The organism is Ruegeria sp. HKCCA5839, assembly GCF_013035585.1.
GTDB lineage: Bacteria > Pseudomonadota > Alphaproteobacteria > Rhodobacterales > Rhodobacteraceae > Ruegeria.
In genome coordinates this window covers 14,929-29,201 of sequence record NZ_WQIE01000013.1, presented here as the reverse complement: position 1 = coordinate 29,201, position 14,273 = coordinate 14,929, and the positions used below count along the sequence as shown (strand labels likewise).

16 protein-coding genes are annotated in these 14,273 nt (G+C 57.5%); 12 read left to right on the top strand and 4 right to left on the bottom strand.

Annotated features, from left to right (window positions below; genetic code table 11):
• Nucleotides 1-155: 155 nt before the first annotated feature.
• The 7 genes from GOV38_RS20805 to nusG all read left to right on the top strand — a co-directional run bounded on the left by GOV38_RS20805 (nucleotide 156) and on the right by nusG (nucleotide 6,381).
• Nucleotides 156-1,034, top strand: a complete 879-nt coding sequence (locus GOV38_RS20805; RefSeq protein WP_171210195.1) for a LysR family transcriptional regulator — start codon at nucleotides 156-158, stop codon at nucleotides 1,032-1,034.
• Nucleotides 1,035-1,145: 111 nt separating this feature from the next.
• Nucleotides 1,146-2,573, top strand: coding sequence for a cytochrome c oxidase accessory protein CcoG (ccoG, locus tag GOV38_RS20800; protein ID WP_171210196.1), 1,428 nt, complete (start codon nucleotides 1,146-1,148; stop codon nucleotides 2,571-2,573).
• Between the two features lie 2 nt (nucleotides 2,574-2,575).
• Nucleotides 2,576-3,034, top strand: coding sequence for a FixH family protein (locus tag GOV38_RS20795; protein WP_171210197.1), 459 nt, complete (start codon nucleotides 2,576-2,578; stop codon nucleotides 3,032-3,034).
• Between the two features lie 16 nt (nucleotides 3,035-3,050).
• On the top strand, nucleotides 3,051-5,216 hold the full coding sequence (locus GOV38_RS20790; RefSeq protein ID WP_171210198.1) for a heavy metal translocating P-type ATPase: 2,166 nt from the start codon (nucleotides 3,051-3,053) through the stop codon (nucleotides 5,214-5,216).
• A 4-nt stretch (nucleotides 5,217-5,220) separates the two neighbouring features.
• Nucleotides 5,221-5,379 (top strand): cbb3-type cytochrome oxidase assembly protein CcoS, encoded by a 159-nt coding sequence (gene ccoS / locus GOV38_RS20785; RefSeq protein WP_171103665.1) that lies wholly within the window; start codon nucleotides 5,221-5,223, stop codon nucleotides 5,377-5,379.
• 81 nt (nucleotides 5,380-5,460) lie between these two features.
• Nucleotides 5,461-5,658: a preprotein translocase subunit SecE gene (gene secE / locus GOV38_RS20780; RefSeq protein ID WP_170460241.1), complete on the top strand. Its 198-nt coding sequence runs from the start codon at nucleotides 5,461-5,463 to the stop codon at nucleotides 5,656-5,658.
• Between the two features lie 189 nt (nucleotides 5,659-5,847).
• Nucleotides 5,848-6,381 carry a transcription termination/antitermination protein NusG gene (gene nusG, locus GOV38_RS20775; protein ID WP_170533167.1) on the top strand — a complete coding sequence of 178 codons (534 nt, stop codon included), beginning with the start codon at nucleotides 5,848-5,850 and terminating at the stop codon, nucleotides 6,379-6,381.
• Nucleotides 6,382-6,422: 41 nt separating this feature from the next.
• On the opposite strand, the gene GOV38_RS20770 is transcribed toward nusG, so the two are convergent.
• Nucleotides 6,423-7,616: an adenylate/guanylate cyclase domain-containing protein gene (locus GOV38_RS20770; protein ID WP_171210199.1), complete on the bottom strand. Its 1,194-nt coding sequence runs from the start codon at nucleotides 7,614-7,616 to the stop codon at nucleotides 6,423-6,425.
• Between the two features lie 208 nt (nucleotides 7,617-7,824).
• Nucleotides 7,825-9,057: a peptidoglycan-binding domain-containing protein gene (locus GOV38_RS20765; RefSeq protein WP_171103661.1), complete on the bottom strand. Its 1,233-nt coding sequence runs from the start codon at nucleotides 9,055-9,057 to the stop codon at nucleotides 7,825-7,827.
• Nucleotides 9,058-9,436: 379 nt separating this feature from the next.
• Between GOV38_RS20765 and rplK the strand changes: the two genes are divergently transcribed.
• Nucleotides 9,437-9,886, top strand: a complete 450-nt coding sequence (gene rplK / locus GOV38_RS20760) for a 50S ribosomal protein L11 (protein WP_010440985.1) — start codon at nucleotides 9,437-9,439, stop codon at nucleotides 9,884-9,886.
• Nucleotide 9,887: 1 nt separating this feature from the next.
• On the top strand, nucleotides 9,888-10,586 hold the full coding sequence (gene rplA, locus GOV38_RS20755) for a 50S ribosomal protein L1 (RefSeq protein ID WP_170590383.1): 699 nt from the start codon (nucleotides 9,888-9,890) through the stop codon (nucleotides 10,584-10,586).
• Between the two features lie 67 nt (nucleotides 10,587-10,653).
• Here the strand turns inward: rplA and GOV38_RS20750 are convergent, their stop codons facing one another.
• Nucleotides 10,654-11,037: a pentapeptide repeat-containing protein gene (locus tag GOV38_RS20750; RefSeq protein WP_171210200.1), complete on the bottom strand. Its 384-nt coding sequence runs from the start codon at nucleotides 11,035-11,037 to the stop codon at nucleotides 10,654-10,656.
• 77 nt (nucleotides 11,038-11,114) lie between these two features.
• Here GOV38_RS20750 and GOV38_RS20745 point away from each other — a divergent pair, with 77 nt between their 5' ends.
• Nucleotides 11,115-11,954, top strand: coding sequence for a hypothetical protein (locus tag GOV38_RS20745; RefSeq protein WP_171210201.1), 840 nt, complete (start codon nucleotides 11,115-11,117; stop codon nucleotides 11,952-11,954).
• Nucleotides 11,955-11,997: 43 nt separating this feature from the next.
• Here the strand turns inward: GOV38_RS20745 and GOV38_RS20740 are convergent, their stop codons facing one another.
• On the bottom strand, nucleotides 11,998-12,768 hold the full coding sequence (locus tag GOV38_RS20740) for a class II glutamine amidotransferase (protein WP_171210202.1): 771 nt from the start codon (nucleotides 12,766-12,768) through the stop codon (nucleotides 11,998-12,000).
• A gap of 439 nt (nucleotides 12,769-13,207) precedes the next feature.
• On the opposite strand from GOV38_RS20740, the gene rplJ reads away from it, so the two are divergent.
• Together rplJ and rplL are read left to right on the top strand one after the other, a co-directional pair.
• Nucleotides 13,208-13,726, top strand: a complete 519-nt coding sequence (gene rplJ / locus GOV38_RS20735; protein WP_171103652.1) for a 50S ribosomal protein L10 — start codon at nucleotides 13,208-13,210, stop codon at nucleotides 13,724-13,726.
• A 79-nt stretch (nucleotides 13,727-13,805) separates the two neighbouring features.
• Nucleotides 13,806-14,180, top strand: a complete 375-nt coding sequence (rplL, locus tag GOV38_RS20730; protein WP_170385945.1) for a 50S ribosomal protein L7/L12 — start codon at nucleotides 13,806-13,808, stop codon at nucleotides 14,178-14,180.
• Nucleotides 14,181-14,273: the final 93 nt, after the last annotated feature.

The following is a 14,273-nucleotide window of genomic DNA, read 5'->3' as shown; positions in this document are numbered from 1 at the left end:
GGGGTGCGTTGATCTGGGTTTCGGTGACAAAGTACCGGGTAAAAACAGTCAGCATCGCGTTTCTCCTGTGCCGCAGCGTCTCTGCAAGACAGATTGACGTTGCAAATCTAAAATGCGACTCAATTGCTATTCTCTTATGTAAGCTGGAATTACATATGGATTGGCTGAGCCTGCCTCCTCTTGCGACCCTCAGGGCCTTTGCGGCCTTTGCCGAGAAACGCAACGTCGTCGATGCGGGAGTGGCCTTGAATGTCAGTCACGCTGCCATAAGCCAACAATTGCGCGCGCTCGAAAAGCATATTGGCGTTGCCTTGCTGGACCGCTCGGGCAAGGCGCTGACCCTGACGGGTGAGGGCGAACACCTCGCGCGGGCCCTGCAACTGGGTTTTGGTGCGATCGCTGCAGCTGTAAGCGACCTTGCCCGTTCCGGCCAGGACCGCCCCGTTCATGTCTCGCTGACATCGTCCTTTGCCGCATCGTGGCTTATGCCACGGTTGCCCAGTTTTCGCGCGGCCCATCCAGAGGTTAACCTGATCCTCGATCCGACCTATGAAGTTGTCGAACTGCGCCCGGGTGGCGTGGATGTCGCCATTCGGTACGGCGCGGGTGGCTGGCCCGGTGTTGAATGCGAGATGTTACTGCAAACACCGATGGTGATTGTCGCCGCGCCCAAGCTGTTGGGTGGTAGAAAAGATTGGTCGCCTGCCGAATTGGCTCAGCTACCATGGCTCGAGGAAATCGGCACCACGGAGGCAAGCAAATGGTTGTCAGAGCGCGGTGTTGGCCCGAAACGCGGTGCCGGGCGTACGCAATTGCCGGGCAACCTGCTATTGGATGGCCTCAGATCGGGACAGGGTGTCACAGTCACGGTGCGACACTTTATCGAGGCTGACATTCGGGAGGGCCGTATCATCGAGCTTTTTGTCGAGCCCGACACACGCGGATACCATATTGTGACGCCAAAATCGCCCCTTAGACCAACCGTAAAGACCTTTACCAACTGGCTAATGCGTGAGGTGCGTAGCGCAAAATAGCACCGCATCAAAAAGATGCCTTTACGATGCGCGTTTTGACCCATGTCAAAGTCTCTGGTCCTGTGATCTGGAAGAAAGCACACTCAGAAATGCCAGTTGCGGAGCCTGTCTGTGAGCGATTCCAATCCAGCCCCAAGTCTCTACGCCCCAAGGGAGCCCATTTTTCCCAGACGCGTCTCCGGCCCGTTCCGCAATCTGAAATGGATCATCATGGCGGTGACGTTGGGCATCTATTACGTCACCCCTTGGATCAGATGGGACCGTGGCCCAAGCCTTCCTGATCAGGCAGTGTTGCTGGATCTGGCCAACCGCCGGTTTTATTTCTTCTGGATCGAGATCTGGCCGCATGAGTTCTATTTTGTCGCCGGTCTGCTGATCATGGCGGGGCTTGGCCTGTTTCTGTTCACATCCGCCTTGGGTCGTGTCTGGTGCGGATATGCCTGCCCGCAAACCGTATGGACAGATCTATACATTCTGGTGGAGCGCTGGATCGAAGGAGACCGCAACGCAAGGCTCAGGCTGCATCACCAGAAAAAGCTGGATGCGCGCAAAATCCGGTTGCGGCTGACGAAATGGACCGTGTGGTTCCTGATTGGTCTGGCTACCGGCGGGGCCTGGGTGTTTTACTTTGCCGATGCACCAACCTTGGCGCGTGATCTGGTGACCGGCAATGCGCATCCGGTGGCCTATACCACCATGCTGATCCTGACAGGGACTACGTTTTTCTTCGGTGGCTTCGCGCGCGAGCAGATTTGTATCTATGCCTGCCCCTGGCCACGTATTCAGGCCGCGATGATGGACGAAGACACTTTGGTCGTTGGCTACCGCGAATGGCGGGGTGAGCCGCGCGGCAAGGGCAAGCGGACCAATGATACCGATTTGGGCGACTGCATCGATTGCATGGCCTGTGTGAACGTCTGCCCGGTGGGTATCGATATTCGCGACGGTCAGCAGCTGGAATGCATCACCTGTGCGCTTTGCATTGACGCCTGCGACGACGTGATGGCCAAGATCGGAAAGCCGCGCGGCTTGATAGACTACATGGCACTGAGCGATGAGGCACGCGAACGCGGTGGCCAGCCTCCTAAAAGCGTCTGGAAGCATATCCTGCGCCCGCGTACGATCATGTACACAGCACTTTGGTCTTTGGTGGGCTTTGCGTTGCTGTTTGCGCTTTTCATTCGGTCCGAGATCGATCTGACGGTGGCACCGGTGCGCAACCCGACCTTTGTCACGATGTCTGACGGTTCGATCCGCAACACCTATGACGTGCGCCTGCGCAACAAACACGGTGAAGAGCGGCCGTTCCGATTGACTTTGGCAGGCGATCCGTCGCTGCAATTGCAGATCGAAGGCATCGAAGGTGATACCGTCGATGTTGCAGCAGATACCGCTCAACTGACTCGTGTCTACATCGTAGCCGCTCAGGATACCGGTCCGGCTGCGGCTGATGTGACATCGCTGCGTATCTGGGTCGAGGATCTGGAGAGCGGTGCGCGCGCCTACAAAGACACAACCTTCAACGGTCGGGGGAACTGATCATGGCGGAACGCGAATTCAAAGGGAAACACGCCTTGGCGATCTTTGTGGCCGCATTTGGTGTGATCATCACAGTGAACCTTGTGCTGGCCTATAACGCGGTCAAGACCTTCCCTGGGCTTGAGGTCAAGAATTCATATGTTGCCAGTCAGGAGTTCAACGAACGGCTGCAAGAACAACAGGCCCTAGGGTGGACGGTTGGTGCCGAGCTGACCGGTGGGTTGCTGGTGCTGCGCATCACCGATCAGACGGGTGCACCGGTCGAAGTGGCCGAACTGCAAGCCGTTGTTGGGCGCGCGACTCATGTTCGCGATGACTTTACGCCTGAGTTCAGTTTTGACGGGATCGCCTATGCTGCCCCTGCGGCGCTGGGTGCTGGCAATTGGAACATTCGTCTGGTGGCCAAGGATCTGAACGGGTCCGAATTTGCGCAGCGCGTTCCGCTGTATGTGAAGGGCTAAGGCGTTGGGCGCGCAGATGACCACTGGCACGGCGGTGTGCCCCGGTTGCGTCGCCACCCCTGTGGACGCGGCGCGCCCGATCCCTGAGGACGTGCAGATCGCGCTGTCTCTGCCGGGCATTCATTGCTCGGCCTGTATCGCGGCAGTCGAGCGCGCCTTGAACGCCCATTCCGGGGTCGAGGATGCGCGTGTAAACCTGACCCTGAAACGCGCGATGATCAAAGCGGCCCCTGACATCCGGGCGGCAGATCTGATCCCGGTTCTGGAACAGGCCGGGTATGAGGCGCATGAGCTGGACCCTGGTGCGCTGTCAGCCACGCAATCCGACAAAGCGGGCCGTGATCTGCTGATGCGGCTTGCGGTGGCCGGGTTTGCCTCGATGAACGTGATGCTGCTGTCGGTGTCGGTCTGGTCTGGCGCAAGCGACGCAACGCGCGACATGTTTCACTGGATCTCGGCTGCCATCGCCTTGCCCGCGATTGCGTTTTCGGCGCAGCCCTTCTTTGCCAACGCCTGGAGCGCGTTGCGTGTCAGACGTCTGAACATGGACGTCCCGATTGTGCTGGCGATCCTTCTGGCCCTGGTCACGTCGCTGTGGGAAACCGCGCTCAGCGGTGAACACGCCTATTTCGACGCCGCCCTGACCCTGACCTTCTTTCTGCTGGCCGGGCGGTATCTTGACTACCGCACGCGCGCCGTCGCCCGTTCTGCCGCAGAGGAGCTGACGGCGCTGGAAGTGCCCCGCGCGATCCGCGTCGTGGATGGTGTCGAGAAAGAGGTCGCGGTATCCGAGCTGAAAGCAGGTGATCTGATCCTTGTGCGGCCCGGCGGTCGGATGCCCGTGGATGGTGACATCGTGTCGGGCCAGTCCGAGCTTGACCGATCGTTGCTGACCGGTGAAACACTGCCCGTTTTTGCCCAGCAAGGGTTAGCCGTCAGCGCCGGCGAGGTCAATCTGACCGGACCGTTGACCATTCGGGCAACGGCTGTGGGCGAAGATACCTCGCTGCACCGGATGGCCGATTTGGTTGCCATCGCTGAATCCGGTCGGTCCCGCTATACCTCTTTGGCGGACAAGGCGGCCAAGCTTTACGCGCCGGGGGTTCACATCCTGTCGGCGCTCAGCTTTCTCGGATGGTATCTCTATTCAGGCGATCTACGCACCGCGCTGAACATCGCGGCCGCAGTGTTGATCATCACCTGCCCCTGTGCGCTGGGGCTGGCAGTGCCTGCGGTGACCACGGCGGCCTCGGGGCGATTGTTCCGCTCAGGGATGCTGATCAAAGACGCCACCGCGCTGGAACGTCTGGCCGAGGTCGATACGGTTGTTTTCGACAAGACCGGCACCCTGACATCGGGCACACCCGAGTTGACCAATCTGGGTGAGCATACCCGGGCGGATCTTGCGGTCGCGCTGGCCTTGGCCGAGGCCTCTTCGCATCCACTGTCTGTGGCTTTGGCGCAAGCGGCTCGTGAGGCGGGGATTAAACCGGCTTCTCTGCGGGATGTGGCCGAAGTGCCGGGATACGGCACTGAAGCCATCTACCATGATCAACCTGTCCGGTTGGGACGCGCGGCATGGGTGGGTGGCGCTGACGGCGACCAGACCGCAGCCTGGTTAGCCATCGGATCACAGGCGCCAACGCGTTTTACCTTCACCGACAGTCTGCGCCCCGGTGCGGTAGAGGCGGTTGCGGGATTCCGCGCCGCTGGCAAAGAGGTGATCCTGATTTCCGGTGATACCGAGGGGGCCGCCCGTGCTTTGGCCGAAAGGCTGGGCATCGAAAACTGGACCGCTCAGGCCCTGCCGCAAGACAAAGCTGCCCGAGTGCAGGCGCTTGGCGCGCGGGGGTGCAAGGTTCTGATGGTTGGTGATGGCTTGAACGACACGGCGGCGCTGACGGCTGCGCATGTGTCGATCTCTCCTGCTTCGGCTCTGGACGCGGCCCGGGTGGCCTCGGACATCGTGCTGTTGGGCAATGACCTGTCGCCCATCGCCGAAGCCTGCGACACTGCTGTGAAAGCCACAAAACGAATTCGTGAGAATTTCCGTATTGCCACGGTCTATAACGTGATCGCCGTGCCTTTGGCCGTGGCCGGGCTGGCAACGCCGCTTATCGCCGCCTTGGCCATGTCGACTTCATCCATCACTGTATCGCTGAACGCATTGCGGTTAAGGTAAGTTCATGGAAGTTCTGGCCTATCTCATCCCGATTTCTCTGCTCTTGGGTGGTGTTGGTTTGGTTGCGTTCATTTATACGGTTCGGTCGAACCAATATGATGACCCCGACGGCGACGCACAGCGTATCCTGAGCGACGAATGGGACGACAAACCCAAGCCTTGACCGACAAGTCCAAGCGCCCTTGAAATTGCCGCAATGCCCGTTTATGTCCCAAACACCCGCTAGCAGAGAGATGTAAGCCTCATGGCCACCACAAACCCGATCCAGTTCATCCAGCAAGTCCGTGCCGAAGTCTCGAAAGTCGTCTGGCCGACCCGTCGCGAGGTGCTGTTGACCACGGTGATGGTGTTCATCATGGCCGCGCTGACCGCTGTGTTCTTTGCGCTGGTTGATCTGGGCATTCGCGGTGGCTTGCAACTGGTGCTGGGCGCGTTCAGTTAAGCCGGGCGGGGCAGGCGCAAACGCCACTGCCCCCTTGCACAGAACACGATGTCAGAGTAGGTGACATGATTATTCGGAATGGGCGTGCGGCGAATCAGGTTGCGCGCCGCTTTTTATTCCGGGTGACGCAATAGGAATTAACGAGGGGTGCCCACAGCCACCCCGACGAGAAACAAGGACGACAGGTTCATGGCGAAACGGTGGTACTCGGTCAGCGTTCTTTCGAATTTCGAAAAGAAGATCGCAGAGCAGATCCGCACGTCGGTGGCCGAGCAGGGCCTTGAAGATGACATTGACGAAGTTCTGGTGCCCACCGAAGAGGTGATCGAAGTGCGCCGGGGCAAGAAGGTCACCACTGAACGCCGCTTTATGCCCGGCTACGTGCTAGTGCATATGGAGATGTCTGATCAGGGCTATCACCTGATCAACTCGATCAACCGCGTAACCGGCTTCCTGGGCCCGCAGGGCCGCCCGATGCCGATGCGCGACGCCGAGGTGAACCAGATCCTCAACCGCGTTCAGGAAGGTGAAGAAGCGCCCAAGCTGATGATCACCTTCGAGGTGGGCGAGAAGGTCAAGGTCAACGACGGCCCGTTCGAAGATTTCGACGGCATGGTCGAAGGCGTCGACGATGAGGCGCAGAAGCTGAAAGTGTCGGTTTCGATCTTCGGTCGGGAGACACCGGTCGAGTTGGACTTTACGCAAGTGACCAAGCAGAGCTGATTGGTTTTCAAACCGCTCCAAGAGTTGCTTTAGCGGCGCCTCTATGGCGTTTGGAGCGCGGGCATTTCCCAGACAGTTTGGTCTTGACCAAACCCCTTGAGTGGCACGACCCCGACGGGTTTGCAGAGTTTCGGCAGAAACGCGGCAGCGGTTTCGGACAGGACGTGATCGCAATCCAGCTCGGTGGCAGCCGAAACCAGTCTGGCCGTCAAATTGACATCGGGACCAATGGCTGTGAAATCCAGACGGTGACCACCTCCGATATTCCCGTAATGGAAACGACCGTGATGGATTGCGGTCCGAACACCCAGCTTATGCTCGAAGTCCGCTTCATCCAGTAAACTCAATCCTTCATTTACGGCCTTAATGGCTGCCAGGATTTGGGTTCTTGGCGGAAGGTTCTCATGGGTCGGGAAGATCGAGAAAAAACCGTCACCCATGAATTTCAGAATTTCTCCTCCTTGATCCATGACCGAAGGAACAAGGCAATCAAAAGTGTCATTTAGAAGTTTGACCAAGGCGTCGCCGGATATTGAGTTCGAAAGGCGGGTAAACCCTTTGAGGTCTGCAAACAGGATGACGGCTTCGATATTGCTGCCATCCCCGCGATGAACCTTTCCGTCGAGAATTTGTGCTCCACTGTTGCGACCTACATAGGTTGATAACAGATAGGTAGCGTCGAGCCGCAGCATGTAGGTTTCGGTCAATCGCGCAAGCGGTCCGCGAACTCGATTCAAGATCGCCAGATCCCGTTCCGAAAACCCACCTGGTGAAGCACTGGACCAAGTGCAGACATGGGTATCGCCGTTGATGTAAATCAGTGGCTGCGCCAGGTAATCAGTGAATCCTTGTTCGCGTAGTTCGCCCACGATGATGTAATCCTCGGGGCAATTGGGGTCTTCCAGATGACGGCGGATGGATTGTTGCCGCTCAATTACATGAGGAAGGGGGTTTTGAGTGTAGATTGCTTCGGTAAACAGTTGTGACGGCGCGTCAAACCTGTCGACACCGGCACCTGCTTTCCAAAGGAATCGGCGCCCTGTCAGATTGGGGTGCAACGTCCAAATGAACAAGCCAAACCGGTCAATTGCCACTCCGGCATCGAGAAGACGGGTGCAGATACCCTCGATTATTTCGACCGCATTCGCCGCCGGGCGGGCCCCGTCAACCATCCATTCGATCAGAGCGTCGACCTTGTTCTCTATTGGATCCGGTTCATGTGATGGTGGCAACATAGCATTTTCACGAGCAGCGTCGGGACAATTGAAGAGTCGGCGGTATCAGACCGGCTGCAAAAAGTTCGGACAGTTGAAAGTTGCGTGAACTGAGTTGACGAAGCGGGACAGCAAGGCCTTTTCACTAGAATTGAAACGCCGCGATGCATCAGGCACCGCGGCGTCGGGGTTCGACCGTTCTGACGTCAACGCAGATCGGTGCGCTGCGCTATTGGATCTGCGTCACCGCGGCGCGCAGGAGCTGTGGCCGATCGGACTGGGACGGCAAGAACACCGCTTGTGATCCGGTGTCGAGTGCCGCCAGGCTGGCATCATACCACTGCACCGCCAAATCGCGCCGCTCTTGTACGCCAAAGCCTTCTCTCAGGTGATGGCCCACCAACTCTCCATAAGCGGGCTCGCCGATGGCCGCCAGCATCAGAGCAGAGCCAACCGCCGCGTCCATATTGTCCTGCCGGTAGCCCATCGCCAGGCATACTTTGCTGGTTGCCGCCAGGTTGTCGGGGCTCAGGCCGGAGTCCAGCGCGAACTGACGCATCTGCGCCTCGGCGTCTGCCTTCGAGCTGAGGGACAGCGCAGCGACCTGCGGGGCGAGGGATTCGCCAAACGCGGCGCACTGGGCGCTGATCTGATCCGGCGTCAGTCCCTGAATGTCCTGAATCAGGTCCTCACCACCCGCCATGGCGTAGCTGCGGGCCAGACAGAACTGTTCACTAAGCGCGAAATCAGGATCGGACATATTGGCCAGTGTTGTGTAGCCACCGTTGGACGATGTTTGCAGCATGACCGCGCTGCAGCTATTGGCCAGAGACGGACGTGCCGTTCCGCCAGAAAACAGGCTGGGCAGGGTGCTTGATGCTGTTTCCGTCGATTCAGCCGCCGGAGCCGCTTCGGGTTGGGGCGTTGTAACAACAGGTGTTACGGGTGCCGGAGCAACTGGGGCCGGTGCAACCGGGGCGGCCGCCAGCGCAGTTGCCGCTTGGACCTGCCGGCGATACTCCAGCAATAGCGGTTGGCCGGTAAGTTGAGTCGCCGCCTGTCCACCGCTTGTCGCCCAATAGTAGGCCTGCTGCAGGAGGTCATATTGGTAAGGCGGAAAGTCGTAGCCATTGATAGGATAGCCCATTGACGCCTGATAGCGTTCGATTGCGGCGCGGGTTCCGCGTCCGATCTGACCATCGACTCGTCCGGCGTTATAGCCAAAATAATTGAGTGCGGTCTGCGTTTGAGCGCCCTGCGTGGTCGAAGGAATGCCAGAGCGATAGGTCCGCGTTGTCTGTGCCTGCTTTTTCCGTTGCTGATCTTTGCCAATGGCATAGCCAATGACCCCGCCAACAACCGCGCCTCCCAGAATTTCGCCGGCGTCGGCCCGGGCGATCTGCGGCGCGGTAACGGCAAGCGATAGCGCGACACCTAGAGTTGTTATTAAACGAATGAGCATAGTTAACCTCCACTGAAATACCAATTTTCCCGAAGTATAACACAAGCATACATAATTCGGTGATGCATGGGCTGTTTCCTTCGCGGTCAGGGTTTTCTGCGGGTTAACTTATCTTTATTAATCACTTAGCGGACTTCACGGTTATGTCATAAGCGACCCATTGCCTTCATCCGGTAAGAATCCGCTGAAGTTCGATTCGATCTGTTCGGATGTCGCAGGGCAGGCGACTTGCCAACCTCACCAATCCTCTGTAAACGCACCCTCTATCGTCTTCGGGCGAGATTCTCTTGTGGGAGGTTGCCGGGATCGCGATCCTGGGCCGGACCACGCAACATAATCTGGGCGAAACGCGTTTCGTCCGAGTTGAAAGGAAAACCAAATGGCTAAGAAGCTTGCTGGTACAATGAAGCTGCAGGTTCCTGCAGGTCAGGCGAACCCGTCGCCGCCAGTTGGTCCGGCGCTGGGTCAGCGCGGCATCAACATCATGGAATTCTGCAAGGCGTTCAACGCCAAGACCGCAGACATGGAGCCCGGCGCTCCGTGCCCGACCGTAATCACCTATTATCAGGACAAGTCCTTCACCATGGACATCAAGACGCCGCCCGCGTCTTATTACCTGAAAAAAGCGGCTGGTCTGAAGCCGGTTGGCAAGCGGAACCGTCCGCGTGGCGCGGAGAACCCCGGTCGTGAGACCGTGGCCACCGTGACCAGCAAACAGGTTCGCGAAATCGCCGAAGCCAAAATGAAAGATCTGAACGCCAACGACGTCGAAGGCGCAATGCAGATCATCCTGGGCTCGGCCCGCTCTATGGGCATCGAGGTGAAGTAAGATGGCAAAACTTGGTAAACGTACCCGCGCTGCGCGCGAAGCTGTCGCCGGCAAGGAAAACCTGTCGGTCGAAGAAGCTGTTTCCCTGGTCAAAGGCAACGCCACTTCGAAGTTCGACGAGACCATCGAGATCGCTCTGAACCTGGGCGTCGACACCCGTCACGCAGACCAGATGGTACGTGGCGTTGTCGGCCTGCCGAACGGCACCGGTAAAGCGATGCGCGTTGCTGTTTTTGCTCGCGGCCCCAAAGCTGACGAAGCAAAAGAAGCGGGCGCAGATATCGTTGGCGCAGAGGACCTGATGGAAACCATTCAGGGCGGCACCATCGAATTCGACCGCTGCATCGCCACCCCGGACATGATGCCCATCGTCGGTCGTCTGGGTAAAGTTCTGGGCCCCCGCAACCTGATGCCGAACCCCAAAGTCGGCACCGTGACCATGGACGTGAAAGCGGCCGTGGAAGCAGCCAAGGGCGGTGAGGTTCAGTTCAAGGCGGAAAAAGGCGGCGTTGTGCACGCCGGTGTTGGCAAAGCGTCGTTCGACGAAGCCAAACTCGTCGAAAACGTCCGTGCTTTCATCTCGGCCGTTGCCAAAGCCAAGCCTTCGGGCGCCAAAGGCACCTACATGAAGAAAATCGCGCTGAGCTCGACCATGGGCCCCGGCGTGACATTGGACGTAGCGGCTGCATCGGGCGAATAAGCCCAGGCGACACGCTATGAAGTTAGATCCCGGGTGGTGCGAACTGCCTGGGATTTTTTTGTTTTAGTCAATCTTCCCGTTTCACCATCCCAAACGAGACCGGGTCGAAACCTGCTGGAAACAGGGTCCGCGCATCATATTCAGAGCCATCAAGCTGCGTGCCGTCCAGTTTGGCCGCAGTCAGGTTGGCACCTTGAAGTTTTGATCTTCCACCAAGGTTATCTCGTCCCAAATTGGCGTCTCGGAAATTGGTTCCTACACATGAGGCATTTGAAAGGTCTGCCCCCTGCATATCGGCGTTAACGAAGTTGGTCCCATCCAAGTGTGCTGTGCTGAAATTGACCCAGTAGACATCTGCAAGGCTAAAATTTGCCCCGCCCAGTTGAGCGCCATATAGAAATGCCCCCTCCCAATGGACTTGTTCAAAGCCGATTATTCCGAGACTTGCCATATCTTTGTCCCAAAGTCAGCCTAGCGTCGCGCGCGAGCGGGGTAGTGCCCTCTGCCTGGGTCATCGGAGGCTGTTCAATGCGAGTCACGACAAATGGGGCCATCGGAATTGTTTCGGTCAGCATGATGGCCGTCATGGTCGCGGCCATCGCTTATCAGGAGTTTTCTTGGTGGGTCATCCCATTCGCAGTGTTGTTTCTTACGATATTTGCGGTGATCCTTTTTCTTTGCCTGATGGACCGCACCGAATTTCGATTTCGCAGCGCATCCAAGACCGAATTTCCGAACAAACCCTGGATGCGCGACAAGCGTTGGCGGTCGGACGAGATGACGTCTCGCAGCAGGTCAGAGTTCTGGGGAAGCGTGGCGCTTATGCTGATCCTGGGGATGTTCGCTCTGGTTGGAAGTGTGTCCCTGCGTTCCGGGGTGGCAGAGGGAAACTACTGGGTATTGCTCAATATCGTTCCCATTGCCGCAGCGGTCTATTGGGCCCGCAAAACCTCACTTGCCTGGAAGGTGTGGCGTTTGGAACGCTTTGTCACTCTGACGTCTGAAACGCGCCCGGCTTGGATCGGGGCGCAGTTTTCGGTGATGATGGAGATTGCGCAAGGTCTGAGTGCCGAAGGGGTCGAGGTCTGGTTGGAGCACCTGAAGACCGTGCGCGTCGAAGAAAGTGATGGCGTGTCCTATGAAAAGGTGACGGACCTAAAGTTGAGCGGTCAGGCAGAGGCGTTGGATAGCGGTCAGATCAGGCTTAGGGTCGACATCCCCCAGAACAGCCCCGCCGCGTCTTGGGATGATGCGCAAGGGTCCTGGTGGGATTTTGTTGTCGCGGTTGGTTTGCCCGCGGGCAAAATCACATTGCGCTACGAAATACCCGTCGCTGACCCCGCCGCGCATCTGCATTTCAAAGCTTGATGCGGTCCGCCCTTGGCGCAGGCGTGTGGGTTGGGCGTTCTTTCTATTCAATGGTCAAAGTGTCGTGTTGCGCCACATTTTCCGATAGCGAGAAAAAGCTGCTTTCAGCTATCGGTGTCCAGGTGCCGGTTCCTTTGTCCAGAGGTTCAGAAGCAATCACCTTGCCGCCATGGTCCAAGCCTTCACCGAAATACAAACTTGGGCTGCGCCGATCTGTGGAATAGCGAAACGCATAAAGGGTTGAGCCATCAGATATGGCCACTGCCATCCTGTCCGGCTCTGTTCGATCATGTCCAAATGTCAGGATTTGCTGCAATGTTGTTTGTATTGCTTCGGTGGCCGACGTTTCCAAACCATTGGAAAGCAGCAATAGAAAAAGCAATTCAGAGTCCGTGGATCCCCGCCGCGCGGCGTAAAGCTCATCGGTCAAGGTGGTTTCCAACTGTCGTCTCAGGCGACCAAATTCGCCGATCTGGCCGTTATGCACAAAGGACCACTTTCCAAAGGTAAACGGATGGCAATTTGAGCGTGAGACTTCGCCGAAAGTTGAAGCTCTGACATGGGCCAGAAACAAGGGTGATTTGATCATCCGGCACAGATCGTTCAGATTGCCGTCGGACCATGCCGGCAGGACATCGCGGTACAGGCCGGGCCTGTCCTGATCCGCGTACCAAGCCATGCCAAATCCGTCACCGTTCACAGCCAGCTTGGCCTCATTGGCGTGCTGACTTTGTTCCAAAAGCGAGTGACGGGGTTTGATGATGATGTTTTCCAGCGGTATGCTTGGCCCTGAATAGGCGGCAATTCGGCACATTCCTTGGTCCTCAAAATGGGCGGCGCATTTGCGCTGCAAGACTCGGCCAAAAAACAAAAGAAGTCATCTGACAATTTTGCACAATCGTGTATGCTGGATTGCAAGAAGCCGCATCCGGGAAGTTGGAATGGTGTGAGCGCCTGGTATTTTGAGGTTTCGAAGTGATTTACCCCTTGGAAACCACTGCCATCTGCCCTAAGTAGACCTGCGGAATAAAGCGTGCGATTCGTCGTGCGCTTTCTTTCGTTTCGTCCAAGACGGTGGGTGGTGTCCTCGGACCCCTTAATTTCCTGCCTGAGACGGGTAAGACCAAAGAATTCTGAGGGCTTCGATCCTCGGGCGCATTTTGGCCAATCCCGTAACAACGGACCTGAACGCCGGGGTTTACCTTCGGCAAATATGAGCCGGGATGTCTGACATCCCTAACTTGGAGAGAACTGTGGATAGAGCCCAGAAAGAGAAAGTGGTCGAGGAACTCGGCCAAATCTTCGAAAGCTCTGGCGTCGTAGTGGTTTCGCACTACGCCGGTCTGACAGTTGCCGAGATGCAGGATCTGCGCGCGCGTGCACGCGAAGCGGGTGGGTCTGTGCGTGTTGCCAAGAACAGGCTTGCCAAAATCGCCCTCGACGGAAAGCCATGCGAGAGCATCGCTGACCTGCTGACGGGTATGACCGTTCTGACCTATTCCGAAGACCCTGTGGCAGCTGCCAAAGTGGCCGAGGACTATGCCAAGGAGAACCAAAAGTTCGAAATCCTTGGCGGTGCAATGGGTGAGAACGCTCTGGACCGGGCTGGTGTAACAGCCGTGTCGAAAATGCCGTCGCGTGAAGAGCTTATTGCTTCGATCGTGGGCTGCATCGGCGCGCCTGCTTCGAACATCGCCGGTGCAATTGGCGCACCTGCAAGCAACATCGCAAGCATCCTTTCCACCATCGAAGAGAAGGCGGAAGCTGCGTAAGCGGTTGGCACTGAATGATCTGCGTGGGGCAAACGCCCTGACGTTGGAACACACACTGTAAACGGAAAGAGCTGATAAAATGGCTGATCTGAAAGCACTCGCAGAAAGCATCGTGGGTCTGACCCTGCTGGAAGCACAAGAACTGAAAACCATCCTCAAAGACGAATACGGCATCGAGCCCGCAGCTGGTGGCGCCGTAATGGTTGCAGCTGGTGGCGACGCCGGTGGCGCAGCTGAGGAAGAGAAAACCGAATTCGACGTCGTTCTGAAGAACGCCGGCGCTTCGAAAATCAACGTCATCAAAGAAGTTCGCGGCATCACAGGCCTGGGCCTGAAAGAAGCCAAAGAGCTGGTTGAAGCTGGTGGCAAGATCAAAGAAGGCGTCGACAAAGCCGAAGCCGAAGAGATCAAAGGCAAGCTGGAAGCAGCTGGCGCCGAGGTCGAACTGGCCTAAGCCCGTCGACGGGTACATCGCTGATGTGCCTAAAAATTTGGCTGGGTCCGGAGAAATCCGGGTCCAGCCGAACCTGTCTTAGAAAGGGTCTCA

Coding starts and splice junctions, on each gene's coding strand:
- GOV38_RS20805 (WP_171210195.1), top strand. CDS start 156: ATGGATTGGCTGAGCCTGCCTCCTCTTGCGACCCTCAGGGCCTTTGCG.
- GOV38_RS20795 (WP_171210197.1), top strand. CDS start 2,576: ATGGCGGAACGCGAATTCAAAGGGAAACACGCCTTGGCGATCTTTGTG.
- GOV38_RS20790 (WP_171210198.1), top strand. CDS start 3,051: ATGACCACTGGCACGGCGGTGTGCCCCGGTTGCGTCGCCACCCCTGTG.
- ccoS (WP_171103665.1), top strand. CDS start 5,221: ATGGAAGTTCTGGCCTATCTCATCCCGATTTCTCTGCTCTTGGGTGGT.
- secE (WP_170460241.1), top strand. CDS start 5,461: ATGGCCACCACAAACCCGATCCAGTTCATCCAGCAAGTCCGTGCCGAA.
- nusG (WP_170533167.1), top strand. CDS start 5,848: ATGGCGAAACGGTGGTACTCGGTCAGCGTTCTTTCGAATTTCGAAAAG.
- GOV38_RS20770 (WP_171210199.1), bottom strand. CDS start 7,616: ATGTTGCCACCATCACATGAACCGGATCCAATAGAGAACAAGGTCGAC.
- GOV38_RS20765 (WP_171103661.1), bottom strand. CDS start 9,057: ATGCTCATTCGTTTAATAACAACTCTAGGTGTCGCGCTATCGCTTGCC.
- rplK (WP_010440985.1), top strand. CDS start 9,437: ATGGCTAAGAAGCTTGCTGGTACAATGAAGCTGCAGGTTCCTGCAGGT.
- rplA (WP_170590383.1), top strand. CDS start 9,888: ATGGCAAAACTTGGTAAACGTACCCGCGCTGCGCGCGAAGCTGTCGCC.
- GOV38_RS20750 (WP_171210200.1), bottom strand. CDS start 11,037: ATGGCAAGTCTCGGAATAATCGGCTTTGAACAAGTCCATTGGGAGGGG.
- GOV38_RS20745 (WP_171210201.1), top strand. CDS start 11,115: ATGCGAGTCACGACAAATGGGGCCATCGGAATTGTTTCGGTCAGCATG.
- GOV38_RS20740 (WP_171210202.1), bottom strand. CDS start 12,768: ATGTGCCGAATTGCCGCCTATTCAGGGCCAAGCATACCGCTGGAAAAC.
- rplL (WP_170385945.1), top strand. CDS start 13,806: ATGGCTGATCTGAAAGCACTCGCAGAAAGCATCGTGGGTCTGACCCTG.